The sequence below is a fragment of the Aeromonas sp. 601039 genome (assembly GCF_049174415.1).
In the GTDB taxonomy this organism is placed as follows: Bacteria; Pseudomonadota; Gammaproteobacteria; order Enterobacterales; family Aeromonadaceae; genus Aeromonas; species Aeromonas veronii_A.
In genome coordinates, this window is sequence record NZ_JAAKTL010000016.1 from 1 (window position 1) to 26,478 (window position 26,478).

The 26,478-nt window shown below is 61.2% G+C and carries 26 protein-coding genes and 2 tRNA genes; 10 read left to right on the forward strand and 18 right to left on the reverse strand.

The features are described 5' to 3' along the window. The 3 genes from tuf to G5195_RS13850 all read right to left on the reverse strand — a co-directional run. A partial coding sequence (gene tuf, locus G5195_RS13840; protein ID WP_421236236.1) for an elongation factor Tu occupies positions 1–908 on the reverse strand: 908 nt, incomplete at its 3' end. 168 nt (positions 909–1,076) lie between these two features. Next, a tRNA-Gly gene (locus G5195_RS13845) sits at positions 1,077–1,151 on the reverse strand. Between the two features lie 38 nt (positions 1,152–1,189). After that, positions 1,190–1,274: transfer RNA gene (locus G5195_RS13850), tRNA-Tyr, on the reverse strand. A 117-nt stretch (positions 1,275–1,391) separates the two neighbouring features. On the opposite strand from G5195_RS13850, the gene G5195_RS13855 reads away from it, so the two are divergent. Both G5195_RS13855 and coaA read left to right on the forward strand, forming a co-directional pair. Then, entirely contained in the window at positions 1,392–1,541 is a 150-nt protein-coding gene (locus tag G5195_RS13855) for a hypothetical protein (protein ID WP_155397483.1), read from the forward strand. After that, positions 1,538–2,476 carry a type I pantothenate kinase gene (coaA, locus tag G5195_RS13860; RefSeq protein ID WP_005339877.1) on the forward strand — a complete coding sequence of 313 codons (939 nt, stop codon included), beginning with the start codon at positions 1,538–1,540 and terminating at the stop codon, positions 2,474–2,476. The genes G5195_RS13855 and coaA overlap by 4 nt, the downstream gene beginning before the upstream one ends. An 80-nt stretch (positions 2,477–2,556) precedes the next feature. Here coaA and birA read toward each other — a convergent pair whose 3' ends face one another. After that, on the reverse strand, positions 2,557–3,522 hold the full coding sequence (birA, locus tag G5195_RS13865) for a bifunctional biotin--[acetyl-CoA-carboxylase] ligase/biotin operon repressor BirA (protein WP_236301798.1): 966 nt from the start codon (positions 3,520–3,522) through the stop codon (positions 2,557–2,559). Continuing rightward, positions 3,519–4,556, reverse strand: coding sequence for a UDP-N-acetylmuramate dehydrogenase (gene murB, locus G5195_RS13870; protein WP_421223037.1), 1,038 nt, complete (start codon positions 4,554–4,556; stop codon positions 3,519–3,521). The genes birA and murB overlap by 4 nt, the downstream gene beginning before the upstream one ends. A gap of 127 nt (positions 4,557–4,683) precedes the next feature. Between murB and G5195_RS13875 the strand changes: the two genes are divergently transcribed. Continuing rightward, positions 4,684–5,337, forward strand: a complete 654-nt coding sequence (locus G5195_RS13875; RefSeq protein WP_005339863.1) for a potassium channel family protein — start codon at positions 4,684–4,686, stop codon at positions 5,335–5,337. Next, positions 5,334–6,689, forward strand: a complete 1,356-nt coding sequence (locus tag G5195_RS13880; RefSeq protein WP_421223035.1) for a TrkH family potassium uptake protein — start codon at positions 5,334–5,336, stop codon at positions 6,687–6,689. Before G5195_RS13875 ends, G5195_RS13880 begins: the two co-directional genes overlap by 4 nt. 41 nt (positions 6,690–6,730) lie before the next feature. Here the strand turns inward: G5195_RS13880 and G5195_RS13885 are convergent, their stop codons facing one another. Continuing rightward, positions 6,731–7,561, reverse strand: a complete 831-nt coding sequence (locus tag G5195_RS13885) for an AraC family transcriptional regulator (protein ID WP_216952232.1) — start codon at positions 7,559–7,561, stop codon at positions 6,731–6,733. Positions 7,562–7,662: 101 nt separating this feature from the next. Between G5195_RS13885 and G5195_RS13890 the strand changes: the two genes are divergently transcribed. Together G5195_RS13890 and G5195_RS13895 are read left to right on the forward strand one after the other, a co-directional pair. Then, positions 7,663–8,196: a carboxymuconolactone decarboxylase family protein gene (locus tag G5195_RS13890; RefSeq protein ID WP_421223033.1), complete on the forward strand. Its 534-nt coding sequence runs from the start codon at positions 7,663–7,665 to the stop codon at positions 8,194–8,196. Positions 8,197–8,209: 13 nt separating this feature from the next. After that, positions 8,210–8,650 (forward strand): DUF417 family protein, encoded by a 441-nt coding sequence (locus tag G5195_RS13895; RefSeq protein ID WP_319888770.1) that lies wholly within the window; start codon positions 8,210–8,212, stop codon positions 8,648–8,650. 40 nt (positions 8,651–8,690) lie between these two features. Here the strand turns inward: G5195_RS13895 and G5195_RS13900 are convergent, their stop codons facing one another. From G5195_RS13900 to G5195_RS13910, 3 genes are all read right to left on the reverse strand, one after another. Next, entirely contained in the window at positions 8,691–10,664 is a 1,974-nt protein-coding gene (locus tag G5195_RS13900) for a DNA topoisomerase III (protein WP_421236237.1), read from the reverse strand. Positions 10,665–10,731: 67 nt separating this feature from the next. Further along, positions 10,732–11,229 carry a response regulator gene (locus G5195_RS13905; RefSeq protein ID WP_236347921.1) on the reverse strand — a complete coding sequence of 166 codons (498 nt, stop codon included), beginning with the start codon at positions 11,227–11,229 and terminating at the stop codon, positions 10,732–10,734. A 55-nt stretch (positions 11,230–11,284) separates the two neighbouring features. Continuing rightward, positions 11,285–13,252 (reverse strand): ATP-binding protein, encoded by a 1,968-nt coding sequence (locus G5195_RS13910; RefSeq protein ID WP_421223028.1) that lies wholly within the window; start codon positions 13,250–13,252, stop codon positions 11,285–11,287. 276 nt (positions 13,253–13,528) lie between these two features. Here G5195_RS13910 and G5195_RS13915 point away from each other — a divergent pair, with 276 nt between their 5' ends. Continuing rightward, positions 13,529–14,659, forward strand: coding sequence for a NapC/NirT family cytochrome c (locus G5195_RS13915; RefSeq protein WP_005339847.1), 1,131 nt, complete (start codon positions 13,529–13,531; stop codon positions 14,657–14,659). Between the two features lie 23 nt (positions 14,660–14,682). Then, positions 14,683–17,163 (forward strand): trimethylamine-N-oxide reductase TorA, encoded by a 2,481-nt coding sequence (gene torA, locus G5195_RS13920; protein WP_421223027.1) that lies wholly within the window; start codon positions 14,683–14,685, stop codon positions 17,161–17,163. 375 nt (positions 17,164–17,538) lie between these two features. Here torA and G5195_RS13925 read toward each other — a convergent pair whose 3' ends face one another. Genes G5195_RS13925 through G5195_RS13940 form a run of 4 tightly spaced genes read right to left on the reverse strand, consistent with a single transcriptional unit; the run spans position 17,539 to position 20,404 of the window. Further along, positions 17,539–18,000 (reverse strand): hypothetical protein, encoded by a 462-nt coding sequence (locus G5195_RS13925; RefSeq protein ID WP_041209567.1) that lies wholly within the window; start codon positions 17,998–18,000, stop codon positions 17,539–17,541. 41 nt (positions 18,001–18,041) lie between these two features. Beyond that, positions 18,042–19,391, reverse strand: a complete 1,350-nt coding sequence (locus tag G5195_RS13930; protein WP_421223026.1) for a sensor histidine kinase — start codon at positions 19,389–19,391, stop codon at positions 18,042–18,044. After that, complete coding sequence (locus G5195_RS13935; protein WP_371178556.1) at positions 19,388–20,044, reverse strand: response regulator transcription factor; 657 nt, start codon at positions 20,042–20,044, stop codon at positions 19,388–19,390. Before G5195_RS13935 ends, G5195_RS13930 begins: the two co-directional genes overlap by 4 nt. Before the next feature lie 21 nt (positions 20,045–20,065). After that, complete coding sequence (locus G5195_RS13940; protein WP_139741269.1) at positions 20,066–20,404, reverse strand: PepSY domain-containing protein; 339 nt, start codon at positions 20,402–20,404, stop codon at positions 20,066–20,068. Between the two features lie 63 nt (positions 20,405–20,467). On the opposite strand from G5195_RS13940, the gene G5195_RS13945 reads away from it, so the two are divergent. Then, a complete protein-coding gene (locus tag G5195_RS13945) occupies positions 20,468–20,716 on the forward strand; it encodes a PepSY domain-containing protein (RefSeq protein WP_139741270.1) in 249 nt (82 codons plus the stop codon). Here G5195_RS13945 and msrQ read toward each other — a convergent pair. Both msrQ and msrP read right to left on the reverse strand, forming a co-directional pair. Further along, positions 20,713–21,339, reverse strand: coding sequence for a protein-methionine-sulfoxide reductase heme-binding subunit MsrQ (msrQ, locus tag G5195_RS13950; protein WP_216979935.1), 627 nt, complete (start codon positions 21,337–21,339; stop codon positions 20,713–20,715). The two genes, G5195_RS13945 and msrQ, sit on opposite strands and share 4 nt — an antisense overlap. Continuing rightward, positions 21,330–22,331 carry a protein-methionine-sulfoxide reductase catalytic subunit MsrP gene (gene msrP, locus G5195_RS13955; protein WP_216979934.1) on the reverse strand — a complete coding sequence of 334 codons (1,002 nt, stop codon included), beginning with the start codon at positions 22,329–22,331 and terminating at the stop codon, positions 21,330–21,332. The genes msrQ and msrP overlap by 10 nt, the downstream gene beginning before the upstream one ends. 368 nt (positions 22,332–22,699) lie before the next feature. Here msrP and G5195_RS13960 point away from each other — a divergent pair, with 368 nt between their 5' ends. Beyond that, positions 22,700–23,182, forward strand: a complete 483-nt coding sequence (locus tag G5195_RS13960) for a DUF1097 domain-containing protein (protein ID WP_005339809.1) — start codon at positions 22,700–22,702, stop codon at positions 23,180–23,182. A gap of 1 nt (position 23,183) precedes the next feature. On the opposite strand, the gene G5195_RS13965 is transcribed toward G5195_RS13960, so the two are convergent. The 3 genes from G5195_RS13965 to G5195_RS13975 are packed head-to-tail and all read right to left on the reverse strand — an operon-like array spanning position 23,184 to position 26,385. Next, entirely contained in the window at positions 23,184–24,464 is a 1,281-nt protein-coding gene (locus G5195_RS13965; RefSeq protein ID WP_421223022.1) for a sigma 54-interacting transcriptional regulator, read from the reverse strand. Next, positions 24,461–24,979: a hypothetical protein gene (locus G5195_RS13970; protein WP_227341794.1), complete on the reverse strand. Its 519-nt coding sequence runs from the start codon at positions 24,977–24,979 to the stop codon at positions 24,461–24,463. Before G5195_RS13970 ends, G5195_RS13965 begins: the two co-directional genes overlap by 4 nt. Beyond that, a complete protein-coding gene (locus tag G5195_RS13975) occupies positions 24,976–26,385 on the reverse strand; it encodes a sensor histidine kinase (protein ID WP_216954464.1) in 1,410 nt (469 codons plus the stop codon). The genes G5195_RS13970 and G5195_RS13975 overlap by 4 nt, the downstream gene beginning before the upstream one ends. Positions 26,386–26,478 lie beyond the last annotated feature (93 nt).

The window sequence follows — 26,478 nt, forward strand, 5'->3', positions numbered from 1 at the left end:
GTGTGCGGCTTGATGGTGCCCGGCTTGGCCAGTACCTGACCACGCTCTACGTCTTCACGCTTCACGCCACGCAGCAGGGCGCCGATGTTCTCACCTGCACGACCTTCGTCCAGCAGTTTGCGGAACATTTCAACGCCGGTACAGGTGGTCTTGGTGGTATCTTTGATACCAACGATTTCCACTTCTTCACCAACTTTAACGATACCGCGCTCTACACGACCGGTTACTACAGTACCACGGCCTGCGATAGAGAATACGTCTTCGATTGGCATCAGGAACGGCTGGTCAATCGCACGCTCCGGCTCCGGAATGTAGCTGTCCAGGTGGCCAGCCAGTTCCAGGATCTTCTCTTCCCACTGAGCTTCGCCTTCCAGCGCTTTCAGTGCGGAACCACGGACTACCGGCAGGTCATCACCCGGGAAGTCGTACTCGGACAGCAGTTCACGAACTTCCATCTCGACCAGTTCCAGCAGCTCTTCGTCATCTACCATGTCGCACTTGTTCATGAACACGATGATGTACGGAACGCCTACCTGACGACCCAGCAGGATGTGCTCACGAGTCTGCGGCATCGGGCCGTCAGTCGCTGCTACTACCAGGATCGCGCCGTCCATCTGGGCAGCACCGGTGATCATGTTTTTAACGTAGTCGGCGTGACCCGGGCAGTCTACGTGCGCGTAGTGGCGGGTAGCGGTGTCGTATTCTACGTGGGAGGTGTTGATGGTGATACCACGCTCACGCTCTTCCGGTGCCTTGTCGATCTGGTCGAAGGCGAAAGCTTTACCACCGAAGTGCTTGGCCAGCACGTTGGTGATAGCTGCAGTCAGGGTGGTTTTACCGTGGTCAACGTGGCCGATGGTACCCACGTTAACGTGCGGTTTATTACGCTCAAATTTTTCTTTAGACATGATCGTCCCTCTAAACTAACGCTGAGTACGCGGTGGCAAGCTAACCACAGAACAGTTTATATGATGGATTTGAATCTGGTGGGAAAGAGAGAGGTACTGATGGCTGGTTCGCTTGCCGAACTCACCCTAGGGTGCGGCTCTGCTAACGCCTGAGCCATATCAGCATCTTGGAGCGGGCAGCGGGAATCGAACCCGCATCATCAGCTTGGAAGGCTGAGGTAATAGCCATTATACGATGCCCGCATTTCTCTAACCCAAAGAACTCAAACCGCAGAGAAATATGGTGGAGGGAGAAGGATTCGAACCTTCGAAGGCAGAGCCGTCAGATTTACAGTCTGATCCCTTTGGCCGCTCGGGAACCCCTCCAGATGCCAGATTGTCACAGCGGTAATTCTGCTTGCACCCACTGTTTTTATCGCTTTTGCACGGCAAATAGACGACAGACATCCAAGCGTCGCGCATTTTATTGTAAGGATTTGGGGGATGCAACCATTGAACCCGGCAAAATACGCTTTATTGCTGGGAAGTTTGCAAAAAAGCGGCTGGAAATCAGCCAATCCTGCTGCGTCCCTTGTCGCTCCCCCACCCTTGGTGTATGGTCGCCGTGCCCAAGAAACAGTGATGACACCATGACGACAGAGCATAACCCCTATCTGCAATTCACCCGCGAACAATGGGCGTTATTGCGCGATTCGGTCCCCCTGACCCTGACCGAACACGATCTGCAGACCCTGCGCGGGATCAACGAGAAGGTGTCATTGCGGGAAGTGGAAGAGATCTATCTGCCTCTCTCCCGCCTGCTCAATCTCTATGTCAAAGCCAAACAGCGTCGCAGCCGGGTGCTGGAGCAGTTCCTCGGCCAGTCCCGCGGCAAGGGCACCTATATCATTAGCATTGCCGGCAGCGTGGCGGGGGGCAAAAGCACCACGGCCCGTATTCTGCAGGCCCTGTTGGAGCGCTGGCCGGAACATCCACGGGTGGAGCTGGTCACCACCGACGGCTTCCTCTATCCCAACAAGGTACTGGAAGAGCGCGGCCTGATGCGCCGCAAGGGGTTCCCGGAATCCTACGACATCCGCCATCTGGTGGAGTTTGTCGCCAACATCCGCGCTGGTCACGAGAAGGTCGAAGCGCCGGTTTACTCCCACCTTATCTACGACATCATTCCCGATGAGAAGAAGGTGGTGGAGCAGCCGGACATCCTGATCCTGGAAGGGCTCAATGTTCTGCAAAGCGGCATGGACTACCCTCAGGAGCCCCATCGGGTCTTCGTGTCGGACTTCGTCGACTTCTCCATCTATGTGGATGCCGATGCCGAACTGCTGCGTACTTGGTATATCGAACGCTTCCTGAAATTCCGCAGCGGCGCCTTCTCGGATCCCGACTCCTACTTCCATAACTACGCCAAGCTGGCGGAGAGTGAGGCGACCCAGATCGCCAGCAACATCTGGCAAGATATCAACTATCTGAATTTGCAAGAAAATATCCTGCCAACGCGTGAGCGTGCCAACCTGATCATGACCAAGGGCCATGAGCACGCCATCGAGCAGATCAAACTGCGCAAATGATGACTGCAGTTGCCGGATAACGAAGAGGGGGCCCGCGGGCCCCCTCTTCTGTTTGGCATCATCAGCGGCCTTGCAGGCCCTCAGTCGCCCCGACGCAGGGAGAGCTCGCCCCCTAGATAGAATTTGATCCCTTCACCTGTCTCCAGCCGCAGGGCGCCGCGATCGTCGATGCCACGGGCGATGCCGCGGATCTCCTGATCACCCATCAACAAGCGCACCGGGCGACCGGCAAAGTGATCGAGCCGGTTCCAGTCATCGACAAAGCTTGCCAGCCCCTGTTGCTCAAAGGTGTGCAGCGCCCGCTGCAGATGGACGATCATCCGGGCCGCCAGTTGATTGCGATCCACCAGTTCCGGATTGATGTGGCGCAGCTCGGCCCAGGCCTGATCGATCTTCTCCCCTTCGCGGGCAGGCATCGCCAGATTGAGACCGATGCCGATCACCAGATGACAGCTGGCACCGGCGCTACCGCTCATCTCCACCAGTATTCCCGCCAACTTGCGGCCCTGATAGTAGAGGTCGTTCGGCCACTTGAGCTCGACGCCTTGATAGCCAAGGGACTCCAGCGCTTCAACCACTGCCACGCCGACCGCCAGACTCAGCCCCATGGCCGCCGCCATGCCTTGTTCGAGTCGCCAGTACATGCTGAGGATCAGCTGGCAACCAAACGGCGAAATCCAGGGTTTGCCACGACGACCGCGCCCGGCGGTCTGACACTCGGCCAGACAGCTCTCGCCGGAGCGCAGCTCATTGACCCGATCCAACAGGTGTTGATTGGTCGAGCCAATGACCGGAAAACAGTGCACCGGCGCCATCGGGGCCAGTGCCTGCAAGGTAGCCTGCTCATAGAGCGCCATCGGCACCGCCAGCCGGTAGCCCTTGCCGGTCAGGCTAAAGAGATCCAGCCCCAGCTCCTTGAGCGCCGCCATGTGTTTGCTTACCGCAGCCCGGCTGATGCCGAGCTGCTCGCCCAGCTGTTCGCCGGAGTGAAACTGGCCGTCGCTAAGCAGGGTGATCAGGGTCTGTCTGATGGGAGTCAACGTCATGAGAGCACCTCGTCGAGCCAGGTTTCACCGTGCGCACCCATAAAGCGCACCTCGTGCTCCAGCACCACACCAAACGTCTGCTCCACGCTATCGCGGACATGAGCCGCCAGCGCGATCAGCTCCATGGCACTGGCCCCCCCCAGATTGACCAGCACCAGCGCCTGCTCCTGATGAACGGCGGCACGGCCAATGGCGAAACCTTTCAGACCGCACTGATCGATGAGCCAGCCCGCCGCCAGCTTGGCCAGCCCTTCTCCGGCCGGATAGCAGGGCATCTGCGGGTAGCGCGACTTGAGCGACTCCGCCAGCGCGGCAGGCACCACCGGATTTTTGAAGAAGCTGCCCGCATTGCCGAGCACGGCGGGATCCGGCAGTTTGGCCATGCGGGTGGCACAGACGGTATCGAAGATGGCCTGCGCCGAAGGCGCGTCACCGAGCGCCGCCAGCGGGCCATAGCCCAGCACCGGTTGCCACGCCTTGGGCAGTTTGAGCCCGACGGCAGTGATCAGGTGGGAATCCTGATACTCGTGTTTGAAGATGCTGTCGCGATAACCGAAGCGGCACTCTGCAGCCGCGATCCGTTCAATCTCGCCACTCTGCCAGTTGAACGCCTCGACATAGGAACAGAAGTCGGCCAGCTCAACGCCATAGGCACCGATGTTCTGCACCGGCGCCGCACCGACCGTACCGGGAATGAGCGCCAGATTCTCCAGCCCGCACCAGCCCTGTTGCAAGGTATGGCGCACCAGCTGATGCCAATCTTCACCGGCCGCCACATGGAGCAACCAGTGATCGCCACCATCTTCAGCGGTAATCCCCTTGAGCCGGTTGAGCACCACCAGACCGAGAAAATCGGTGGTGAAGAGCATGTTGCTGCCGCCGCCCAGATTGAGGCGAGGCAACTGGTTGAGTTGTGGATCGGCACGCAGGGTCGCCAGATCGGCAACCTGCTCCACCTCGGCCAGCCAGAGGCAGTACGCATCGAGGGCAAGGGTGTTGAGCTTCAACAAGGAGGCGTTGGCATTCAGTTTCATCGGTCTATCCCGGCTTGGTGCAAGGGCGCAGTCTACCTCAAGTTACCCCATGACGAAAAACCCGAGCCCTTTTCGGGGGAATAGCAGTGGTTTAGAGTAGGCGACTTCAACTGCTGAGGAACAACTCATGAACAACCAGTTTGCCGTCATCGGCCTGGGGCTGTTTGGCAGCGCGCTGTGCGAAGAGCTGCAACGGCAAGATGCCGAAGTACTGGCCATCGATATCGACGAGAGCAAGACCCGGCAAATCGCCGCCCTCTGCAATCACGTTATCGTGGCGGATGCCACCGATGAGGCCACCGTGGCCGAGCTGGGGCTGGCCAATTTCGATATCGTCTTCGTTGCCATCGGTGACAACCTGGAGACCAGTATCCTCACCACCCTCGTCTTGAAAGAGGCGGGCGTGAAGAAGGTGTGGGTCAAGGCGCGCGACAAGTTCCACGCCAAGATCCTGCAGAAAGTGGGCGCCGACAAGGTGATCAACCCGGAGTGGGACATGGGCCGTCGGGTCGCCCAGAGCATGCTGGACAACCGGCTGTTCGACTATCTGGAGCTGGGCCACGACATGGTGCTGACCGAGTTCGTGATTGGCCTGCAACAGAATGGCCGGGAACTAGGCGACTTCCACCTGCTGCAACAGAGCGATTTCCAGCTGCTCGCCATCAAGCGTGGTGATGTGCTGCACAACGTACTGACCGGCAAGATGGAGCTGCAACTGGGCGACATCCTGATCCTGGCGGGCAACAAGCACGCCATCGACCACTGGCTCGAAACCCTATGATCAACTGGCGCAGCAGCTACGCCTTCGCCCTCCATCGGGAGCAGGACTCTCGCTGGAGCGAAGCCCGGCTGATCCTCGGCAGCTTTCTGATCATTCTGCTGATTGGCACCATCTTTCTGGTGCAACCCTCCAGCCACAATGGCGAGGTTACCTTCGTCAACGCCCTGTTTACCGCCACCTCGGCCATCAGCGTGACAGGTCTTGGCGTGGTGGATACCGGCACCGCCTTCACCCTGCAGGGGCAGATTTTCCTGCTGATGCTGATGGAGATCGGCGGTCTGGGCCAGATGACCATGACCCTGCTGCTGATCGCCATCTTCAGCAAGCGGGTCGGTCTGCGCCAGCAGGTACTGGCCAAGGAGGCGCTGGGACAGGAGGGCTCGGTCAACATCATTCAGCTGGTCAAACGGATCGTGCTGTTCGCCTTTATCGCCCAATTGATCGGTACCGGCATCATGGCGATCCGCTGGGTGCCCGAGATGGGTTGGGTGCACGGCCTCTATGTCAGCTTCTTCCACGCGGTCTCGGCCTTCAACAACGCCGGGTTTTCGCTCTTTGCCAACAATCTCATGGACTATAGGGACGACCCCATCATCAGCCTGACCATCGCCGGCCTGCTGATCCTGGGGGGGATCGGTTTTACCGTCATCGTCGATCTGGTGCGCAACCGCCGCTGGCGCAAGCTGAAGCTGCACAGCAAGCTGATGCTGCTGATGACCCCGGCGCTGCTGCTGGCCGGTACCCTGATGTTCTGGCTGCTGGAACACAACAACCCGGGCACCCTCGGCAAGGCCGATGTCGGTGGCCAGCTGCTGGCTGCCTTCTTCCAGTCTGCCAGTGCCCGTACCGCCGGTTTCAATACCATAGATATCGGGCTGATGACCCCGGCGGCGCTGCTGTTTCTGATGATGTTGATGTTTATCGGTGCCGGTGCCACCTCAACCGGTGGTGGTATCAAAGTCACCACCTTCGCCGTGGTGCTACTGGCGACCAAGGCGTTTCTGACCAAACGGCCCCATGTCACCGCTTTTGGCCGCACCCTGTCGCCCCAGATCGTGACCCGCTCGCTGGCCATCATTATCGTCAGCACCATGGTGCTGATGCTGGCGATGTTCCTGCTGATGGTGACCGAGGATCTGCCGTTCGACAAAATCATGTTCGAGACCATCTCGGCATTTGCCACCGTCGGCCTCTCCACCGGCATCACCGCCTCCCTGAGCGAGCCGGGCAAGCTGATCCTGGTGCTTGTGATGATCTGCGGCCGTCTCGGCCCCCTGACCCTGGCCTTTATGCTGGCCCGCCCAGTCGAGACCCGCATCCGTTATCCGGAAGAGAACGTCTATACCGGCTGACCAGCCATGAACACGGGGCAGCCATTGGCTGCCCCGTTTTTTTATTCGGCTTGTTGCTGCGCCTTGAGCCAGCGCCCCGGGCTCACCCCCAGCTCCCGCTCGAATGCCCGACCAAAGGCGACACTGCTGCTGTACCCCGCACCCAGCGCCACCTGCATCATGGGCTCCCCCGCCAGCAGTTGCTGGCAGGCTAGCGCCATGCGCCAGCGGGTCAGATAACCCAGCGGCGCTTGACCAACCCGCTCCTGAAACCTCGCGGCAAAACGGGCCCGCGACATGCCGGCCTCCCGCGCCAGCGTGGCCACCGTCCAGGGTTCATCCCCACGCTGATGCATCACCGAGATCGCCTTGGCCAACTGGGGATCGGAAATACCTGCCAGCATCCCCTGCTGACACACCCCTTGCTCGACCAGATGACGCAGCAGCAGGATCAACAGTACCTCCAGCAAGCGGGAGATCAGCGGATCCTGCCCGTAGCGGGGGTGAAACGCCTCGTCAAACAGCTGACTCAGCACCGGCGTCAGGGCAGGCAACTCACGTAGCGGCAGCACCAGCGAGCCCGGTAATGCCAGTTGCAACGGCGATGCTCCCCCCTTGCCGAATGCGACATTGGCGCACACCAAATCACAACCCCCCAGCGTTCTGGGTTCAAGCTTGTGGGGACGTCCCCGAGGGAACAGGATCAGGGTCGGCTCCTCGAGCAGCAAGCTGGTTCCCCCCTCTTCACGCAGCATGACGGCACCGCTGCGCAGCAGATGAAGATGTCCGCCACTCGGATAATCATCACTGGAGGAGTTCTGGCACAGGTTGCCGGCGAAGAAGATCTTGGCTTCGGGGGAGGCATGAACCAACAGGGCAGAGAGCGGATCCATATTTGAGATGAATAGTATTTATTTGCAGACGATGAGTGATAAACCGTATCACGAATGACGGCACACTGTCTCCCGTACCTTCACTACCACAGGAGAAGATCATGAGCCGTATCCAACCCGTATCCCAGCCACAACCCGCAGCCGCCCAGACCCTGGCCACCCTGCAACGCAATCTGGGCATGGTGCCCAACCTCTACGCCACCTTGGCCCACTCGCCAGCCCTGCTCAATGGCTTCCTGGGCTTTGCCGAGGCGCTTGGCAAGGGGCGCCTCACTGCCCCACAACGGGAGTTGCTGGCACTGGCCATAGGTCAAGCCAACGCCTGCCAATACTGTTTGTCTGCCCACACACTACTGGCGGGCAAGGCCGGATTCTCGGCTCAGGAGATCCGGGCTGCCCGGCTCGGCCAGGCCTCGGCTCCCCTTGATCACGCCCTGCTGCAACTGGCAACAGCGCTGGTCAGTCAGCGCGGGGTGATCAGTGACGAGCAGCTTGCTAGCGCCCGTGCCGCAGGCGTAGATGACGGGCTGCTGCTGGAGGTGCTCGGCCAGGTGGTGGTCAATACCCTGACCAACTATGGCAACCACCTGGCGGCGACCGAGATCGACTTCCCACCCGTCACTCTGACCCCTTAAACAAGGAGCCCCCATGCAGCAACATGACAAAGGCTTTCTGGTCGCTCTGGCGGGCGTGGTATTGACCCTGCTCTGGATCGGCGTCTTCAAATTTACCCCGACAGAGGCCGCCGCCATCAAACCACTGGTAGACAGCCACCCCTTGATGAGCTGGCTCTATGGCCCCCTGTCGGAACAGAGCGTATCGAACCTGATCGGGGTGGTCGAGATAGTGATCGCCATCGGGCTGGTCGTGGGTCTGTGGCAACCCCGCATCGGTTACTGGTGCAGCATGGGGGCTATCGTCACCTTCCTGGCGACGCTGAGCTTCCTGCTGACCCTGACAGGTGTCTGGAAAGTGGTTGATGGCGTGCCAGTCACCGAGTTCTTCCTGTTCAAGGATCTGGTGTTTCTCGGTGTGGTGCTGCACTACCAGCACAGGATCCGTGCCAGCTTGTCCACTCAGGCAGCCTGACAACAATGCCTTTGGCGCCCGGGATGGGCGCCTTTTTTCGTTATGCAGCCCTGGTCTGGCGCTTGCTGGCCGTCTTGCGCGGTCGGGGCCCGCCAGTCGTGCTGGCTGCCGGACTCTTGCGTTTGGTAAAACGCCGCTTGCCGGCACCCGGCGCCTCCTTGGGCAGGGCGCTGAAGCTGGCGCCGGAGTCCTGCCGCGCCCCTTCAATCAGACCGTTGAGCTGCTCGGTGAGCGGCCCCATAAACTGCTGGTAGCTGCCGTGGCGCTCGGCGATCTGGCCGAGGCTCTGCTCCCACAGCGCCGTCATATCCGGCGTGGTGGCAGTAGCAGGCAGCGCCTGCACCAGCGCCCGCCCGGTCGGGGTCGCCTTGATGCTCTTGCCCTGACGCACCAGAAAGCGGCGCTTGAACAGCAGGTCGATAATGCCCGCCCGGGTCGCTTCTGTGCCGAGGCCATCGGTGTCGCGCAGGGTCTTGCGGATCTCGGGATCCTGCACATAACGGGCGATGCCGGTCATGGCCGCCAGCAGAGTCGCGTCGGTGAACGACTTGGGCGGCTGGGTCATTTTCTCCTGCAGTTCGCCCCGCTCGCACAGCAGTTGCTCTCCCTCTTTCAGGGCAGGCAGCGTGCCAGCCTTCTCTTCGTCGTCATCCTCCTCCACCCCGAGCAGCGCCTTCCAGCCCGCCTTGAGAATGCGCCGCGCCTTGGCCTGAAACAGGCCACCGGCGATGCGCAGCAGCACCTTGCTGTCGTTGTATTCGAACGGGGGATAGAACTGCAGCAGATACTGTCGGGCAATCAGGCCATAGAGCTTCGCCTCGTCGGCCCCCAGCGTGGCGGGGTTGCCCTGCTTCTCGGTGGGGATGATGGCGTGGTGGGCATCCACCTTGCTATCGTTCCACGCCTTGCTGCGGATCTTGCCGTCCGCCTCGGCAACCGCCTTGGCCAGCGCAGGCGCAGTGGCAGCGATGGCGCCGCGCACCTGCTCGGCCCGCTTGAAGTGGTCGGTCGGCAGATAACGGCTGTCGGAGCGCGGATAGGTGATGAGCTTGTGGCGTTCGTAGAGGCTCTGGCAGATGTCGAGCACCCGCTTGGCATCCATACCGAACAGTTTGGCGGCATCGATCTGCAGGCTGGAGAGGTTGTAGGGCAACGGCGCCGCCTGCTTGCGGGCCTGCTCCTCCACCGATTCGACCTGAGCGGGCTGGCCGTTGATCCGGCTCACCACCTTGTCGGCCAGCGCCCGGTTTAACACCCGCCCCTCCTCGTCCTGCCACGGCAGGCAGGCTTCAGACGGCAGCCACTTGGCGGTGAAGCGCTCGTTGCTATCGGTCAGCAGATGGGCCAGCACCTCGTAGAAGGGTTTGGGCACGAAGGCCTCGATCTCGAGATCCCGCCGCACCACCAGCCCCAGCAGCGGGGTCTGCACCCGGCCAACCGAGAGCAGCTCGCTGCAACCCGCCTTGCGCCCGAGCAGGGTATAGGCGCGGGTCATGTTGATGCCGTAGAGCCAGTCGGCCCGACTGCGGGCCAGTGCGGAAACCGCCAGCGGCACGAACTCCTTGTTATCCCTCAGCTTCTCGAGGGCGCGGCGCACTGCGGGCGGGTTGAGATCGCTGATGAGGCAGCGCTGCACCGGCTTGGTTTTCGGGTAGCCGAGAAAGTCGATCACCTCGTCCACCAGCAGTTGCCCTTCCCTATCCGGGTCACCGGCGTTGACCACGCAGTCCGCCTGTTTGATCAGTCGCTTGATGACGGTGAGCTGGGTTTTGGTCTTGGGCTTGGCCACCAGCTGCCACTGGGCGGGGATGATGGGGAGATGCTCCATCCGCCACTGCTTGAAGGCAGCGTCATAGGCATCGGGTTCGGCCTGCTCCAGCAGATGGCCGATGCACCAGGTGACCACATCCCCTTGGGCTGTTTCGATAAAACCGTCGCCCTTCTTGTGGGGCTTGGGCAGGGCATCGGCAATGGCGCGGCCCAGCGTGGGCTTCTCGGCGATAAAGAGTCGCATCGGTAGCTACCTGCAATACTGTATATGCAGACAGTATACAACTGCCACCGCGAAAGCCCAACTGCCCCTATTCGTCGAACGGGTGATCGTGGATAGCGGCAAACAACCGCGCCTGATTGAGCAGCGGCGCATAGTGGAAGGCGTTGTCGCCATCTTCTGCCAGCAGGTAGTCGGTCAGCTGTTCGCGCACCGCCTCTTGCAGGGTCTCCAGCTTCCACGGTTTGGCCAGATAGTAGTGCAACCCGCCACGATTGACCGCTTCGACGGTGGCCTCCAGCCCCGCTTGCCCGGTCAGCAGCAGTTTGCGGCTGGCACGGGTGGTGGCACGCCGGTTCAACTCCACCAGAAAGTCGACCCCCAAAGTTCCCGGCATGATGTGATCGCAGAGGATCAGCGCCAGCTTGCCCCCCTCCTCTTCCCACTCGTGCACCACCTCCCGCGCTTCGTCGACGCTCTCGGCGGCTTCCAGTTCGAAGTGGGAACGGAACGGGGCGAGATCGTGGATCACCGCATCCAGCACCTCCCGCTCATCGTCCACACACAGGATCAGATAGTGTTTGTTCATTGCTCCTCCTTGGCGACATGGTTTGGCACGCCGCGCGATTGATGCTGGCGACGGCTCAGGCCGCATGCTCCTTGTTGTGATGAGGTTCGCCCCCGTAACCGGCCTGCCCCATGCCATCCAGCGGCAGACAGACCCGCATCCGGGTGTAATGGCCCGGTTCGGAGGCCACCTCAATCCGGCCGTGGTGCTGCTGAACTATCTGCAGCGAAACGCTCAGACCAATCCCGAGGCCGAAATGGCTCTCCCGCTTGGTGGTGAAGTTGAGATCGAAGATCCGCTGCCACAGCTCGGGCTCGATGCCGCAACCGCTATCCTCGATCTCTACCATGACCCACTCGGGATCCAGCAACCCGGTGCGAATGGTGAGTCGCCCCGGGCCGCTCATGGCATCCAGACTGTTGGCGATCAGGTTGGTCCACACCTGTTGCAGGGCGATAGGGTGACAGCGCACCAGCGGCAACGGCTGGTACTCCTTGCAGAGCTCATGATGCTTGAGGCGGTTTTCGAAAATCATCAGGGTATCTTCCAGCCCCTCGTGCAGGTCCACCAGCGAGGGTTCGGCCCGATCCTGCCGGGCATACTGCTTGAGGCTCTTGACCAGATCGCCAATGCGACGGGCACACACCTCGATGTTGCGCAGGAAGCTGCCGGTCTGCTGGAACAGCTCCAGCCGGGAGAGCAGCGCCTCCCGCTCGGCGGCGGTGCGGCTGGCAAACCAGCGCTGCCAGTTCAGCTCGTCATCCAGATTCATCTGCACCGCCAGCCGCGCCTGCTGACGATCGCCAAAGCGCCCCTCCGCCAGCCGGGTCTTGTCACGGATCTCGCTGGTCGAGACCGGCTGTGAGGAGAGCGCCTGACAGAGGGTCTGGTTGCCCAGCCCCTTGATGGTTGCTGGCAACTCGAGATTGACCAGATCGGGGATGGCGGCCCGCAAGGTCTCGCTGCCACGGATAATGGCCGCCACCGGGTTGTTCAGCTCGTGGGCGACACCGGCCACCAGCTGGCCCAGCATCGCCATCTTCTCGCTCTCCATCAGCTGGGCATGAGCCGCTTCGAGGGAGTCGAGGGTCTGCTGCAACCGCATCTCGGTGCGGATGCTGTTTTGCAGACGGCGGTTGAAGTGGCGCAACAGCAGGTTGGTAAAGGAGGGGAGCAGTTCGCTGCGCGCCTGCATCACCCGGGAGAATTGCAGCTTGTCGAGCTTGATCACCTCGGCACCGGTCAGGGTCACGCCGGTGGTGAAGGCGGGTTCGCCGGTCACGAAGGACATGCCCCCCACCAGCGAGCCGGTGCGGTAGTGCACCACCTCCTGATCGATCCCCTGCTCGTCCCGCTTGCGCAGCACTACCTCCCCCTTGGCGATAAACCAGAGAAAGCTGTTGGGCTCCCCCTCGCGGGTCAGCACATGGCCCGGGCTGTAGTGGCGACAGACCCGCTCCTCGTCATTGCCATCGAAAAACTGGTAGAGGCCGTCGATCACCACCCGGGAGAGTTCTTCATCGCTGCAGTGGGTGTAATCCATAAAGCCCTGCCGATAGGCAGCCAACTGGCGATCGACATGGGCTCGCAGCAGCTTCTGGTTGTCGAGCACGGCGGCATAGCTCAGCAGGTCCGCCTCAGGACGCTGCAATACAAAGTGGCTCGCCTGCTCGATCACCGCCCGGCGCAGGCTGCCATCGCGCCAGGGGCGTTGCAGGTAGTAGTCGAGACGACCGAGGTTCACCGCCTCGATGATCGATTTCATCTCCGGCTGGCTGCCGAGCAGGATCTTGCGGCACGCCTCGTGACGGCTGCCGAGGCGGATCAGAAAATCGGCCCCTCGCCCATCCCCCAGCTCGCTGTCACACACCACCACGGCGGGTGGCTGCCCCTTGCGATCCAGCTCGTCCAAGGCCAGCTCCGCCGACCCCTGACCGACTACCACCACCAGCGCGAAATGGCCGAGCAGCGGAGCCAACTCCTGTTCGAATTCGGCCAGCAGTTGCACGTTGGCGGCGACACACAGCAGTGAGAAAGGGCTCATCAGCGACACTCCGTTGAGGCTCACTGCTCACTATATCAGCGAATCTTGTGGGGTTTTGCGAGGGGGCTAACAGCTGTCGCGGAAAGTGCACAAATAAATAAAACAGAAAACAAATGAATTTAATTCGATAAATACGTCAAAAACAAAACAAAAGACAAGATGTGACAACAATCAAAAATATAAACCATGATGGAGGTCAACGCCTTATCCCTATCATTACTACTACTATTGGACTAGTACTATGTAGGTAATTATTGACCGTAGGAAAACGCCGCCATGATTGGAAAACTGATAAGAAAAACCTGGTTCTGGCTCCTGCTGCTCGGGGCCCTGCTGGGTGTCGCGGCACTGGGTGTCACCGTGACCGTGCTGCACAAGACCAGCTCCACCGAATTCTGCGTCTCCTGCCACTCCATGCAGACTCCGCTCGCCGAGTATCAGGGCAGTGTCCACTTCCAGAACACCAAGGGAATCCGCGCCGAGTGCGCCGACTGCCACATCCCGGGCGACCCCACCTCCTACCTGTGGACCAAGATCCGCGCCGTGAAGGATATCTATCACGAGGCGATCGGCACGCTGGATACCCCGGAAAAGTATGAAGCCCACAAGCTGCGGATGGCCCAGTCCGTCTGGGACGAGCTGAAAGCCAACGACTCCGCCACCTGCCGCAGCTGCCACAGCTACGAGGCGATGGACATTCTGGCCCAGCGCCCCAATGCCCGTGCCGAGCACCCGGTCGCCATCAAGGAAGGCCAGACCTGTATCGACTGCCACCGCGGTGTCGCTCACATCATGCCTGACATGAGCGGCCTGGCTGCCGCCGGTGCCAGCGAGCTGGCGCAGGCTGCGGCCCAGACCCCGGCCAACGTCACCACCCGTTACGCCATCGCCACCACCCCGCTGTTCCTCGATGCTGCCGCCAAGACCGACGAAGGCACCCTGATGCCCTCCACCAAGGTGGAAGTGCTGGCCAACGAAAACGGCCGCGCCAAGGTGCAGATCGAAGGCTGGCAACAGGATGGTGTGAGCGAAGTGTTCTACGCCGCACCGGGCAAACGGATCCTCAGCGTACTGGTCGGCGATGCCGCCAAGAAAGCACTGGTCACCGGCCAGAGCGAAACCGACAGCGCCACCAACCTCACCTGGCATCAGGTCAAGCTGACCGCCTGGGTCGACCAAAGCCAGCTCATCGGCGATCAGGGCAAGCTGTGGCAATACGCCTCCACCCTGATGTCCAACAACTGTACCGGCTGCCACGGCCTCACCGCGCTGGATCACTTCAATGCCAACCAGTGGATCGGCGTCATCAAGGGGATGGAATCTCGTACCTCCCTGACCCCGGAACAGGCTCGCATGTTGACCCAGTATGTCCAGAAACACGCCAGTGACATGAGCGCGGCCCACTAAGGCTGGCACAGAGGAAAACCGTTATGACTTTTTTCAATGACAAGAAGACCAATCTGTCCCGCCGCAACCTGCTCAAGGGGCTCGGCGCCTGCGCAGCCCTGCCCCTGCTCGGCGGCATTTTTCCCAAGAGTGCGCTGGCGCAAGCCATCAGCACCGCATTGAGTCAGTTCCCGACCCTGGTGCCCGCCCAGAAGGGCATTCTGACTGGCGCCCACTGGGGTGCTTTCGAGGCGATCGTCGAAGATGGCCGCATGGTGCGCGTCCAGCCGGTGGCCGATGATCCGGCGCCAAACGATCTCATCGACATGGCGCCGTTCCAAGTCCACGCCAAGAACCGCATCAAATACCCCATGGTACGCAAGAGTTGGCTGGAGCACGGCCCGGGCGCCAAGCCGGAGCTGCGCGGCGCCGACGAGTGGGTGCGGGTGAGCTGGGAGAAAGCCATTGAACTGGTGGCCGGCGAGATCCAGCGCGTGCAGAGTGACTTCGGCCCGCAGGCGATCCACGCCGGTTCCTACGGCTGGAAGAGTGTCGGCATGTTCCACAACAGCCGCACCCTGCTGCACCGCCTGATGAACCTCTCCGGCGGTTTCACCGGTTATGCCGGTGACTACTCCACCGGTGCGGCTCAGGTGATCATGTCCCACGTGATGGGTTCCATCGAGGTGTACGAACAGCAGACCGCCTGGCCCAATGTGGTAGAGAACGCCGAACTGGTGGTGCTGTGGGGGGTCAACGCTCAAGTGACCCTGAAGAACAGCTGGAACATGCCGGATCACGAAGGTCAGGCCGGCTTCATGGCGCTGAAAGAGAAGGGCACCCGCGTCATCAGCATCGATCCCATCTACAACGAGACCGCCAAGCTGGTCGGCGCCGAGTGGATTGCCCCGAACGCCTACACCGATGTGGCCATGATGCTGGGTGTGGCCCACACCCTCTACAGCGAGAAGAAGCACGATCAAGCCTTCCTCGATCGCTACACCGTCGGCTTCGACAAGTTCCTCGCCTATCTGCTTGGCAAGGATGATGGTCAGCCGAAGAGCGCCGAATGGGCGAGCAGCGTCTGCGGCGTCGATGCCAAGGTGATCCGCCAGCTGGCCCTCGACATGGCCGCCAAGCGCACCATGATCATGGCCGGTTGGGGCATGCAGCGTCAGCAGCACGGCGAACAGCCGAACTGGATGCTGGTCACTCTGGCCTCCATGCTGGGCCAGATCGGCCTGCCGGGCGGCGGCTACGGCTTCAGCTACCACTACTCCTCCGGTGGCAGCCCCACCGCCAAGGGCGGCATTCTGGCCGGTATCTCCGCCGGCAATGCACCGAAGAACAGCCCGGCTCCGATCCCGGTGGCCCGCATCGCCGACTGTCTCGCCAACCCGGGCAAGACCATCGACTTCAACGGCCGCAAGGTGACCTATCCGGACATCAAGCTGGTCTACGTGGCGGGCGGCAACCCCTTCCACCACCATCAGGACACCAACAACTTGCTGCAGGCGTGGCGCAAGCCGCAGACCGTGATCGTTCACGAGCCTTACTGGACCGCCACAGCCAAGCACGCCGACATCGTGCTGCCGGTCACCACCAGCTACGAGCGCAACGATCTGGAGATGGGGGGTGACTACTCCCAGCGCTATGTGTTCCCGATGCACCAGTGCGTACCGCCCCAGTTTGAAGCCCGCAACGACTTCGACATCTTCAGCGCCATCGCCGCCAAGCTGGGCGTGCAGGAGCAGTACACCGAAGGCAAAGACGAGATGCTGTGGCTCAAGCAGATGTACGACGGCATGGCAGCGCAGGCCCGCGGCGCCCGCGTGGCGCTGCCGCCGTTCAACATGTTCTGGGAATCCAACAACTACATCCGCTTCCCGATCCCCGAAGCGAACCGCCAGTGGATCCGTCACGCCGATTTTCGCGAGAATCCGCTGCTCAACCCGCTCGGCACCCCGTCCGGCAAGATCGAGATCTTCTCCAACACGGTGGCGGGGATGGGTTACGCCGACTGCGCCGGCCATCCCAAGTGGTATGAGCCCAAGGAGTGGGTGAAGAGCGAGGTGGCGGCACGCTATCCGCTGTCGCTCAACACCTCCCACCCGACCCAGAGGCTGCACTCCCAGCTCGACAACACCCCGCTGCGGGACAAGTTCGCCATCGCCGACCGCGAGGCGATCATGATCCATCCGCTGGACGCCAAGGCTCGTGGCATCGCCCATGGGGATCTGGTGCGTGCCTTCAACGAGCGCGGCCAGATCCTGGTGGGCGCCCTGCTCTCCGAGGATGTGCGCCAAGGGGTGGTGCGGATCTGCGAAGGGGCCTGGTACGACCCGGCCAAGCCGGGCGAAGCGGGCAGCATCTGCAAAAACGGCAACGTCAACTGCCTCACCTTCGACGAAGGCTCGTCCAGTCTAGCGCAAGGCAACTGCGGCCACATGGCTCAGCTGCAAATCGAGAAGTACACAGGCCCGGTGCTGGCCAACACCGCCCACGCGGTACCGGCCAACGGCTAAGGCGGTTGCTACCGGACAAAACGGCGCCATCATGGCGCCGTTTTTTATCCCGGTTGTGGCGGGGAGATCCCTTGTCGGGATAAGTGCCAGCGCCAATAGCGAAGATCGGCAGATCCCCTCCCACAACGCTGGCGGCGCTCGCAGGCACCGTGAGGGAGCCTGATTCTCCTGCATAAATTTAATTTATGACTTTTCCGATAATGACCCAATTTTTACTTATACCAATGACCAAGCGCCCCATGGCGGCCCTGCCCGTCTCTTCTACTGCCCCAGAGGGCAGCGCCCGATCACCATAAGGACGTGCCATCTGCGCCAATAGAAACGGCGCCCGAAGGCGCCGATTCTTTATCGCTGCGATGACAGGAGAGAGGGAAATCAGAACTCGCCCTCTTCCATATACTCCTGCGCGCACTCAACCAGTTGCGGCCAGAGCTCTTCCGGCACCCAGGCATCCGGATCATCTTCGTCGCCATCGTACTGGCTCCAGAAGTAGCGGCGCAGACCGGAGGCAAAGTCGTCGCTGATCTCGGCCAGCTCGGAGAGCGGCCCCAGCCAGGCGATGCGACGCAGGCCGGAGGCGAGATCGTTGATGGCATCCATCAGGGTACGATCGTCGAAGCTCTGCTCCACCAGCAGGGTGAAGCGGTCGCGCGCCTGCTCGGTCTGCTCCTCTTCCAGCTCGCCCACGTCGGCCAGCAGATCGACATAATCCTCCAGCAGGTAGGCAATCAGGCCATCCCGATCTTCAAACCACTGGATCTGGGCACCCTTGATCCCCAGAACCGAAGCATCGAATGAGTCGTCGAGGTGACACAGTGCCCATGGATCATCAGTCATGGTTCTCTTCCTCAGGATAAAACAGGTGCCATATCTTATGCCTAGCTCTCCACTCTTGCCACCTTGGGCAACGAGAGAGAGGCCGCCAGCCCGCCCAGTTCGGCGCGCCCCATGATGAAGCTGCCGCGGTAGGCTTCCGCCAGATCGGAGACGATGTTGAGGCCAAGGCCCGAGCCCGGCACCTTCTCGTCGAGCCGCACCCCGCGCAGCACCGCCTTGGCGATCTGATCCTCGCTCATGCCGGGGCCATCATCCTCGATGCGCAAGGTGATCCAGCCCCCCAGCTCGGCGCTGGAGATGCGCAGCTCGCTGGCGGACCACTTGAAGGCGTTCTCCAGCAGGTTGCCCACCATCTCGTCGAAGTCCTGCTCCTCCACCCCGACCGCCAGTTCGGCTGGCACCTGCAAGTCCACCGTCTTGCCCGGATAGAGGCGGGAGAAGGCGCGGCAGATGTACTCCACCCGCGCCCGCACCGGGGTCGAGACCCCGAGGATCTTGGCGGCGCCGGTCACCCGCGCCTTGCCGAGGTGGTAATCAATGTGGCGCTGGATCTGGTCGAGCTGCTCGCCGATGGCGGCCTGATCCTCGGGCGAGAGCTGGGCCACCTGATTGCGCATGATGCTGAGCGGCGTCTTGAGGGCGTGAGCCAGATTGCCGGTGTGGGAGCGGGCCCGCTGCAACAGTTCGCCGTAGTGGTGCAGCAGCCGGTTGATATCCTCCACCAGCGGCTGGATCTCCAGCGGATAGCGCAGCCGGAACCCCTCCTGATGACCCTCGTGAACCCGCCCCAATTCGCGGCGCAGCAGGTGCAGCGGCCGCAAGCCGTAGACGATCTGGAACATGAAGCCGAGCACCAGACCGGCGGCGGCAAAGCCGAGACCGAGGAACAGGCTGATGCGGGTCTTGTTGAGGGTCTGGGTCAGGGCGCTACTGTCCTTGGCCATCACCAGAGTGAACACCCGATCCGAACCGGGCAGCAGCACGGTGCGGGTCATGATCAGCAGCGGCTCCTTGTTGGGCCCCTTGCCGACGAAGAGGTCGGGATCGCCAAAGGCGGACTTGAGGCCATCGCTCTTCAGGTTGGTATCCCACAGGGAACGGGAGCGCCCCACCACATCGCGGCCCAGCTCCAGCTGCCAGTAGTAGCCGGAGTAGGGTTGATTGAAGCGGGGGTCGGAGAGGGAGCCGGTGACCACCGGCAGGCCGGTTTTGGCCACTTCCAGCCGGGAGAGCAGATCATAGAGCTGCAGGCGCAGACCGTCGGCCTCCGCCTCCTGCCAGTAGTTGCGCATCATGGTCTGTAGGCTGAAACCGGTGGCGAACAGAAACAGCCCGCACCAGACCAGCGCGATGGCGACCAGTCGCCCCCGCAGGGTTCTGACCAGCCTCATTCGTTGATCCGGTACCCGAGGCCGCGCACTGTCTCAATCAGATCGGGGTTGGTTTTCTTGCGGATCCGGCCGATGAACACCTCAACGGTGTTGGAGTCACGATCGAAATCCTGGGCATAGATGTGGTCGATCAGCTCGCTGCGCGATACCACCTTGCCCCTGTGCTGCATCAGATAACCCAGCACCCGGAACTCGTGGGCGGTCAGCTTGATGGGGGTCCCTTCGTACCACACCTGGGAGGCCGCCATATCGAGCCGCACCCCGCCAATCTCCAGAACGGAGCTGGCATTGCCGGCAGCCCGTCGCACCAGCGCATGGACCCGCGCCACCAACTCGGCCACCTGGAACGGCTTGGTGAGGTAGTCATCGGCACCGGCGTTTAGCCCCTCAATCTTCTCGTGCAGTTGGCCACGGGCGGTCAGCACCAGCACCGGCGTATCGATCCCCTTGCTGCGCCACTCCTTCAACACGCTCAGGCCATCGCGTCCAGGCAGGCCGAGGTCGAGAATGATGGCATCGTAGGGTTCGGTCTCGCCGAGAAAACCGGCCTCGTTGCCATCATGGCAGAGGTCGGTGACAAAGCCGGAGAGGCGCAACTGCTCAGCCAGCTGGCCGGCCAGGATTTTTTCATCTTCAACAATCAGAATTCGCATGAACAGATTTCCACTCTGGGGTTATTCATCATCCTCGATCGGAGAGACAGGCGGTTCGAACAGACGCTCCAGGTGGTGGCCCTTGGCCCACACCAGCTCAAGGTTGTCGGCCCGATAGGCTACCTTGATCACGCTGTTTTCCCGATCGATGACGCGCAGTTCATAGAGCCAGATACCATCCTCTTCTCCCAGATCCACCCGCAACACCCGTACCGGCAACCTGGCCGCCACCTCCATCATTTCATGGAAGGGCCGAACCCGTCCCTCATGGACAGCTTGCTGCAGCTGGGCTTCATCAGGCGTGACCGCCTGTGCCAGCACCGGCAGCAATAACCCGAGCAGAGGGAGCGCTCTATTCATGGATGATTCATCTCCAAAAACCTAACATAATGGCGTTTATAGTCTGCCAGCCATGAATCCGGAATGAATATGATCCCGCGCAGTTTCCTGCTGATCCTTTGCCTGTTGAGCGCCACAAGCTGGGCGGCACAGAGCCGTCTCGACATGGCCGGGCTGGTCAAACTCCTGCTGGCGCAAGGGTATCACGACATTCGGGAAGTGGAGCTGGAAGGGGACAAATTCGAGGTCAAAACCCTCAATCGCCAGGATCAGACGGTATATCTCATCATTGATGCCTACACAGGCGAGATCAAACAACAAGAGGCCGATTAGGCCTCTTTTGCGTTCCAGCGTCCTCGCATGGGGCGCAGCAGCTTCTCCCGCCTCGGCCAAAGCAGAGCGCAGGCCAGCAGCAGGTAGATGAGGGGCTCCCCCCAACCGCTCTTGAGCGACCACCAGTAGTGCACCGGCACCAGCAGGGCTACCGCATAAACCCAGTTGTGTAGCTTCTGCCATGCTGCGCCCATTCTGCGCTGCAATGCGGGCAGCGAGGTGATACTGAGGGCAGCCAGCAGCAGCAGGGCCACCATCCCCACCACTATGTAGCTGCGCTTGACCAGCTCGCCGCCAATCAAGCCCCAGTCAAACTGCAGATCCAGTCCCAGCCACGCCATGAAGTGGAGCAACGCCCAGGCAAAACACCAGAGCCCGAGGGGGCGGCGCAGCTTGATGAGCGGCCCCTGCCGCCAGCGCTTGGCCAGCGGTGACACCAGCAGGGTGAGCAGCAGCAGGTTGAGCGCCCCCTTGCCGAGGTAGTGGATAAGCTCGGGCACCGGATCGCCCCCCAGCAGACCTGCCGGAATGGCAAAAACCAGCCAAAGCAGGAAGCCGAGGGAGCCCAGATGCACCAGCGCCCGCAAGCCGCTAACATGGGCCGGTTTCAATCTCAGTACCATTGGCGCAGATCCATCCCCTGATAGAGCGAGGCGACTTCGTCACCATAGCCGTTGAACATCAGGGTCGGCTGACGCTTGGCGCCAAACACTCCACCCTCGCCGATAAAGCGCTCGCTGGCCTGACTCCAGCGCGGGTGATCCACCTGCGGGTTGACGTTGGCGTAGAAGCCATATTCGTTAGGAGCCAGCAGGTTCCAGGTGGTCGGAGGCATCTCCTCTACCAGCCGGATCGAGACGATGCTCTTGATGCTCTTGAAGCCGTACTTCCACGGCACCACCAACCGGATCGGCGCGCCATTCTGGGCGGGCAGGGTCTTGCCGTAGAGCCCCATCGCAAGGAAAGAGAGAGGGTGCATCGCCTCGTCGATACGCAGACCTTCCACGTAGGGATACTCGATGCCGCCCCCCAGACTGGAGGCCTGCCCCGGCAGCTGTTTCGGGTCAAACAGGGTCTCGAAGGCGACAAACTTGGCGCGACTGGTGGGCTCGGCGCGGCGGATGATCTCTGCCAGCGAGATGCCGTTCCAGGGCAGTACCATGGACCAGGCTTCAACGCAGCGTAGCCGGTAGATCCGCTCCTCCAGCTCGCTCTTGTTGATGAGATCCCACACATCTAGGGTAAAGGGCTTGGCCACCTCCCCCTCCACCTTGAGGGTCCAGGGTTCGGGCTTGAGGTAATGTGCGTTGCGAGCCGGGTCGGACTTGTCGGTGCCGAGCTCATAGAAGTTGTTGTAACTGGTTGCCTTCTCTTCCGGTGTCAGCACCAGATTGGCCGGGCGCTCCGCAGGCTTGCTGTTGAGCGGCTGGGTGGCTAATTGGGGAGCATCCTCTTTACCGCGCAGCAGATCGAGTACTCCGGCCTGAGTGGGAAACGCCAGGGTGGCCGCCCCCAGACCCAGCCCCTTGAGAATGAGGCGGCGGTCCTGATAGACGGCTTCCGGGGTGACATCCTGTTCGGTGAGGGGGTGGGCGGTACGACGCTTGATCAACATGAAAAACTCCCGGGGCTGAGTGAGGCACTATGGATAAGACCCGCCCCGGCAGATTTTTATTTCACACAAGATTACATTATGTGGTGCAGAGGCAGCGCCTTGGCCATATTGCCGACCAGAAACAGGACTACGAACACCAACAGGGGAACGATCACATTGGGCGCCATCAGACTCACTCCATGAGCAGGACAGGGCCTCTAACTATGGTCGAGTGTCAGGCCGGTCACCAATGAATTTTTTTCGCGAGCGCAAGCGTATTCCTGAGTTGAAAAGAGTGATGTAGATCACACACAATTCGGCCCCCGCTTGCCGGCCCGATTGCCGGAGGTAGGCTGCCCCTTTTGCGAAGCCAACTGAAGAGTCGCCCCATGAGCCCACTGATCGCCATCGCCATCACCACTGGAATTCTCTCCGCCGTCTGGGGCTGGATTGCCGTCGCGTTCGGCCTTATCTCCTGGGTCGGCTTTCTCGGCTGCACCAGCTATTTCGCGTCAAGCGGTGGCTACAAGGCGCTGTTGCAGACCATCTTCTGCAACACCAGCGGCATGCTGTGGGCACTGCTGCTGATCCATGGTGACAGTCTGTGGGGGGCGGGTGTGGCGGGTTATGTGATGACGGGGGTAGTCGCAACCCTGATGTGCGTGCAGGCCAAGCAGCAGTGGCTCGGCTACATTCCAGGCACCTTTGCCGGTTGCTGTGCCACCTTCGGGGCGGCTGGCGAGTGGCGGTTGATCCTCCCCTCCCTCATCATCGGCGCCTTGTTCGGTTACCTGATGAAGGCAAGCGGCTTATGGCTCTCCCATAAAACCCAAAAAGCCGATGCCGCTCCGGCTGTGGTTGATCCCGCCTGATTTATCCCTTCGATTTGAAGTTTGCTGCTTCGATACCGTGCCGATTCAATAACTTGTAAAAATCGGTGCGGTTTCTACCCGCCAGGTTGGCCGCCAGAGTCACGTTGCCCTCGGTAGTGCGCAGCAAACGGATCAGATATTCCTTCTCGAATTCGGCACGAGCCTCATTGAAGGAAGGGATGCCACCACCGCCGCCGCTCAGGGCGGACTCCACCATGGAGACCCCGATCACCGGGCTGCAACAGAGGCTGGCGAGTTGCTCCACCAGATTGCAGAGCTGACGCACGTTACCGGGCCAGGCAGCTGCGGCCAACATCGCCAGCGCCTCCGGCGAGAAGCCCATCGCGGCGCAGTCGCTGTGGCGGCAGCGATAATCATCCAGCGCCTGTCTGGCCAGCAGCGGAATGTCTTCACTGCGGGCACTGAGAGACGGTAAGGTGATATTGGCGACGTTGAGACGATAGAAGAGATCTTCCCGAAAGCGTCCCTCCTCCATCGCCTTGACCAGATCCTGATGGCTGGAGCTGAGCACACGCACCTCCGGCGTGCCCTGGCCATACTCCTCCATCACCTGCAGCAGCTTGGCCTGCAAGGATTCCGACAGGCTGCCAATTTCGTCGAGAAACAGGGTCGCCCCCTTGGCCTGCTCGAACAGCCCGGACTGACCATCTTCACCAAACAGCTGCAAGTCGAGTGACGCCCACGGAATGGCGGCGCAGTTGATGGTATGGAGCGGCTTGTCGCGGCGCTGGCTGGCCTGGTGCAGCGCCTGCGCCATCGCCCCCTTGCCGGAGCCTGACGGCCCCATGATCAGTACTGGCACCTCCATGGTGGCGATGCTGTGAGCCTGGATCAGTAACTGTTCCAACTGGGGATTGCGGGTCAGGATCAGTGACTGCCACTCCTGCTGCTGTTTCGGCCGGGTCAGGCTGAGAGCATGCTCTATGGTGGCCAGCAGCTCATCCTTGTCAATGGGCTTGGTCAAAAAGCTGAAGACGCCGGAGCGGGTCGCCTGAATGGCATCCGGGATGGTGCCGTGGGCGGTCATGATGATCACCGGCAGCCCCAGCCACTGGGCCTGGATCCGCTCGAACAGCGCCAGACCGTCCATGCCCCCCATCCGCAGATCGCTCAGCACCAGATCGGCCCGCTGCTGGCGCAGCAGGTCGAGGGCCCCTTCCGCACTGTCGGCAGTATCCACCTCATAACCCTGACTGCGCAGCCGCATGCTCATCAGCTTGAGCAGACTGACGTCATCATCCACCAGCAAGATCCGGCTCATGGTATTACCTCACGATGCTCGTTGAGCTTGCGCTGGTTGAGCTGGTCATCGATGGCGGTCAGCTGTTCGATCTGGCGACGCAACCGCTGGATCTCCTGACTTTGATCATCGCGTCGGCTGTCGCGAGCCAGCAGCTGTTCGCCGAGGGCGATCCAGCTGCGCAAAAATGCCTGCGCATCGAGACCCAGCTCGGGCAGCATCTGCTTCAGGCGCGCCAGCCCGGCGGTACGATTGGCCACCGATTCAGCGGGGTGGGAATCCACCATCGCCAGACTGACCCGGCTCTCCAGATCATCCGCCCCTTTCAGGCGTTGACGCTCCTGCATCCGCTGCTGGGGGTGACTGGCCAGCAACCAGTCGGAGTATTGCAGACGTACCTGCATCTCCTTGTTGGCAAACTCCATCCGCTTGGCAAAAGCGATATCGGTGGAGTTCTGCTGTTCGTGCTGTGGCAGCAGGGCGCAACCCGCGAGCAACCCCATCATCAGGGCTGGAAATACGCGCTGTATCTTCATAGTTCTCTTTTCAACGTCAACCTGAAGCAGACATCCGCCTGTTCATCTTTCACCAGAACCAACTCACCTCCGAGACTATGGGCAGACTCCCGTGCGATAGAGAGGCCCATACCAGAGCCTTTCAATACACCTTGTCGCACTGTACTGCCTTGTTCGAAGGGTTCAAAAATACGTTGCTGATCGGCAGCGGGGATCTCTGGCCCCTCGTTGGCTACCTCCAGCCAGCTTGTCTGTTCATCCTGCCCTGCCCTGATCCAGATATTGCCCCCGCTGGCGCCGTAACTGACAGCGTTGGAGAAGAGGTTATCGAGGATCAGTCTCAACCGGTAGGGCTCCGCCCACAGGGTAACCGGCCCGGTCGGCAAGTGTACACGGATCTGCTTGGACTCCAATGCCAACCGGTACTCGATGGTGAGTTCTGACAGCATGGGCAGCAGGGGGACAGATTCCAGCTCAAATGCCTCCTGCTGGGTGAGTCGATTGAAGTCGAGCAACCGCTCGATCAGGGTCTGCAAACGGCGACTGCTCTCGTCCAGCATCTGGCAGATCTCCAGCTGATCCGGCGTCAACGGCCCGACCAGCTGCTCGCAGAGCAGATCCGACCCCTCCCGCAGCACCGCTAGCGGGGTCTTGAGCTCGTGGGAAACATGACGCAGAAACTGGTACTTTTGCTGCTCCAGCTCCTTGAGCTTGTCGTAAAGCCAGAGGATCCGCTCCCCCAGCAACACCAGCTCGGCGGGGCCATCTACCGGCCTTGGATCCGGCTCGACCCCCGCCCCCAGGCTCAAGATGCGCGACTCAATCTGTCGTACCGGGTGGATGATCAGGTAGGTGAAGATAAAGACCATCAGCAGGCTGAGCGCCGCTACAGCGCCGCTCACCCACCAGAGCTCCCTGGTCAGTCCGGCGATGGTGAGTCGCACCCGATCCATGTGTTCGTCAACCCGGCTGCGGGTGACCATCTCAAGCTGCTTGTTGGCATCGTTAAACAGCTCTAGCTTGTCCCCCGCCACCGCAGCCTGGGCCAGCGCGGCATCCTGCAAGCTGTCGAGCCAAGCCAGCCCCTGATCGAGCCCCCTGTAGAGCTGACCGTCGGAGATAGAGCTGCGATGTTCTGCCAGCAACACCCGATACCCGTCGAGTTGCTGCTGGTAGCTGGTGAGGCTGCGGCGATCCCCCAGCACCGCGAAGCGGCGCAAGGTGCGTTCGATATCGATGGCCTGCGCCGTCAGTAGGGTGGCGCGGCGGGTATCCTTGACCGCCCGCTCCATCTCGTCGCTAGTGAGTTGGCTGAGGTGGGCAAGGGAGGTGCTGTTGTGCCAGATCATGCCGCCCAGCGGCATCAATACCAGCACGAATCCCATCAATACCACCTGCAGCAGGGAGCGTGGGCGAACCTTGGTCATCATCTCTTCTCTTGCGTTCTCACCGGTGCGCCAGCATAGCTGCACCGCCCAGAAAAACAAAACCGGCCAACAGGCCGGTTTGGATTATCTGGA

Excerpts from the sequence above, each read along its gene's own strand:
- G5195_RS13855 (WP_155397483.1), top strand. The coding sequence starts at position 1,392 with ATGCAACCATTGAACCCGGCAAAATACGCTTTATTGCTGGGAAGTTTG.
- G5195_RS13915 (WP_005339847.1), top strand. The coding sequence starts at position 13,529 with ATGATTGGAAAACTGATAAGAAAAACCTGGTTCTGGCTCCTGCTGCTC.
- murB (WP_421223037.1), bottom strand. The coding sequence starts at position 4,556 with ATGAAACTGAATGCCAACGCCTCCTTGTTGAAGCTCAACACCCTTGCC.
- msrP (WP_216979934.1), bottom strand. The coding sequence starts at position 22,331 with ATGTTGATCAAGCGTCGTACCGCCCACCCCCTCACCGAACAGGATGTC.
- G5195_RS13890 (WP_421223033.1), top strand. The coding sequence starts at position 7,663 with ATGAGCCGTATCCAACCCGTATCCCAGCCACAACCCGCAGCCGCCCAG.
- G5195_RS13960 (WP_005339809.1), top strand. The coding sequence starts at position 22,700 with ATGAGCCCACTGATCGCCATCGCCATCACCACTGGAATTCTCTCCGCC.
- birA (WP_236301798.1), bottom strand. The coding sequence starts at position 3,522 with ATGACGTTGACTCCCATCAGACAGACCCTGATCACCCTGCTTAGCGAC.
- G5195_RS13930 (WP_421223026.1), bottom strand. The coding sequence starts at position 19,391 with ATGAGGCTGGTCAGAACCCTGCGGGGGCGACTGGTCGCCATCGCGCTG.
- G5195_RS13905 (WP_236347921.1), bottom strand. The coding sequence starts at position 11,229 with ATGAACAAACACTATCTGATCCTGTGTGTGGACGATGAGCGGGAGGTG.
- msrQ (WP_216979935.1), bottom strand. The coding sequence starts at position 21,339 with ATGGTACTGAGATTGAAACCGGCCCATGTTAGCGGCTTGCGGGCGCTG.
- torA (WP_421223027.1), top strand. The coding sequence starts at position 14,683 with ATGACTTTTTTCAATGACAAGAAGACCAATCTGTCCCGCCGCAACCTG.
- coaA (WP_005339877.1), top strand. The coding sequence starts at position 1,538 with ATGACGACAGAGCATAACCCCTATCTGCAATTCACCCGCGAACAATGG.
- G5195_RS13975 (WP_216954464.1), bottom strand. The coding sequence starts at position 26,385 with ATGACCAAGGTTCGCCCACGCTCCCTGCTGCAGGTGGTATTGATGGGA.
- G5195_RS13935 (WP_371178556.1), bottom strand. The coding sequence starts at position 20,044 with ATGCGAATTCTGATTGTTGAAGATGAAAAAATCCTGGCCGGCCAGCTG.
- G5195_RS13965 (WP_421223022.1), bottom strand. The coding sequence starts at position 24,464 with ATGAGCCGGATCTTGCTGGTGGATGATGACGTCAGTCTGCTCAAGCTG.
- G5195_RS13900 (WP_421236237.1), bottom strand. The coding sequence starts at position 10,664 with ATGCGACTCTTTATCGCCGAGAAGCCCACGCTGGGCCGCGCCATTGCC.
- G5195_RS13895 (WP_319888770.1), top strand. The coding sequence starts at position 8,210 with ATGCAGCAACATGACAAAGGCTTTCTGGTCGCTCTGGCGGGCGTGGTA.
- G5195_RS13880 (WP_421223035.1), top strand. The coding sequence starts at position 5,334 with ATGATCAACTGGCGCAGCAGCTACGCCTTCGCCCTCCATCGGGAGCAG.
- G5195_RS13910 (WP_421223028.1), bottom strand. The coding sequence starts at position 13,252 with ATGAGCCCTTTCTCACTGCTGTGTGTCGCCGCCAACGTGCAACTGCTG.
- G5195_RS13940 (WP_139741269.1), bottom strand. The coding sequence starts at position 20,404 with ATGAATAGAGCGCTCCCTCTGCTCGGGTTATTGCTGCCGGTGCTGGCA.
- G5195_RS13945 (WP_139741270.1), top strand. The coding sequence starts at position 20,468 with ATGAATATGATCCCGCGCAGTTTCCTGCTGATCCTTTGCCTGTTGAGC.
- G5195_RS13885 (WP_216952232.1), bottom strand. The coding sequence starts at position 7,561 with ATGGATCCGCTCTCTGCCCTGTTGGTTCATGCCTCCCCCGAAGCCAAG.
- G5195_RS13875 (WP_005339863.1), top strand. The coding sequence starts at position 4,684 with ATGAACAACCAGTTTGCCGTCATCGGCCTGGGGCTGTTTGGCAGCGCG.
- G5195_RS13970 (WP_227341794.1), bottom strand. The coding sequence starts at position 24,979 with ATGAAGATACAGCGCGTATTTCCAGCCCTGATGATGGGGTTGCTCGCG.
- G5195_RS13925 (WP_041209567.1), bottom strand. The coding sequence starts at position 18,000 with ATGACTGATGATCCATGGGCACTGTGTCACCTCGACGACTCATTCGAT.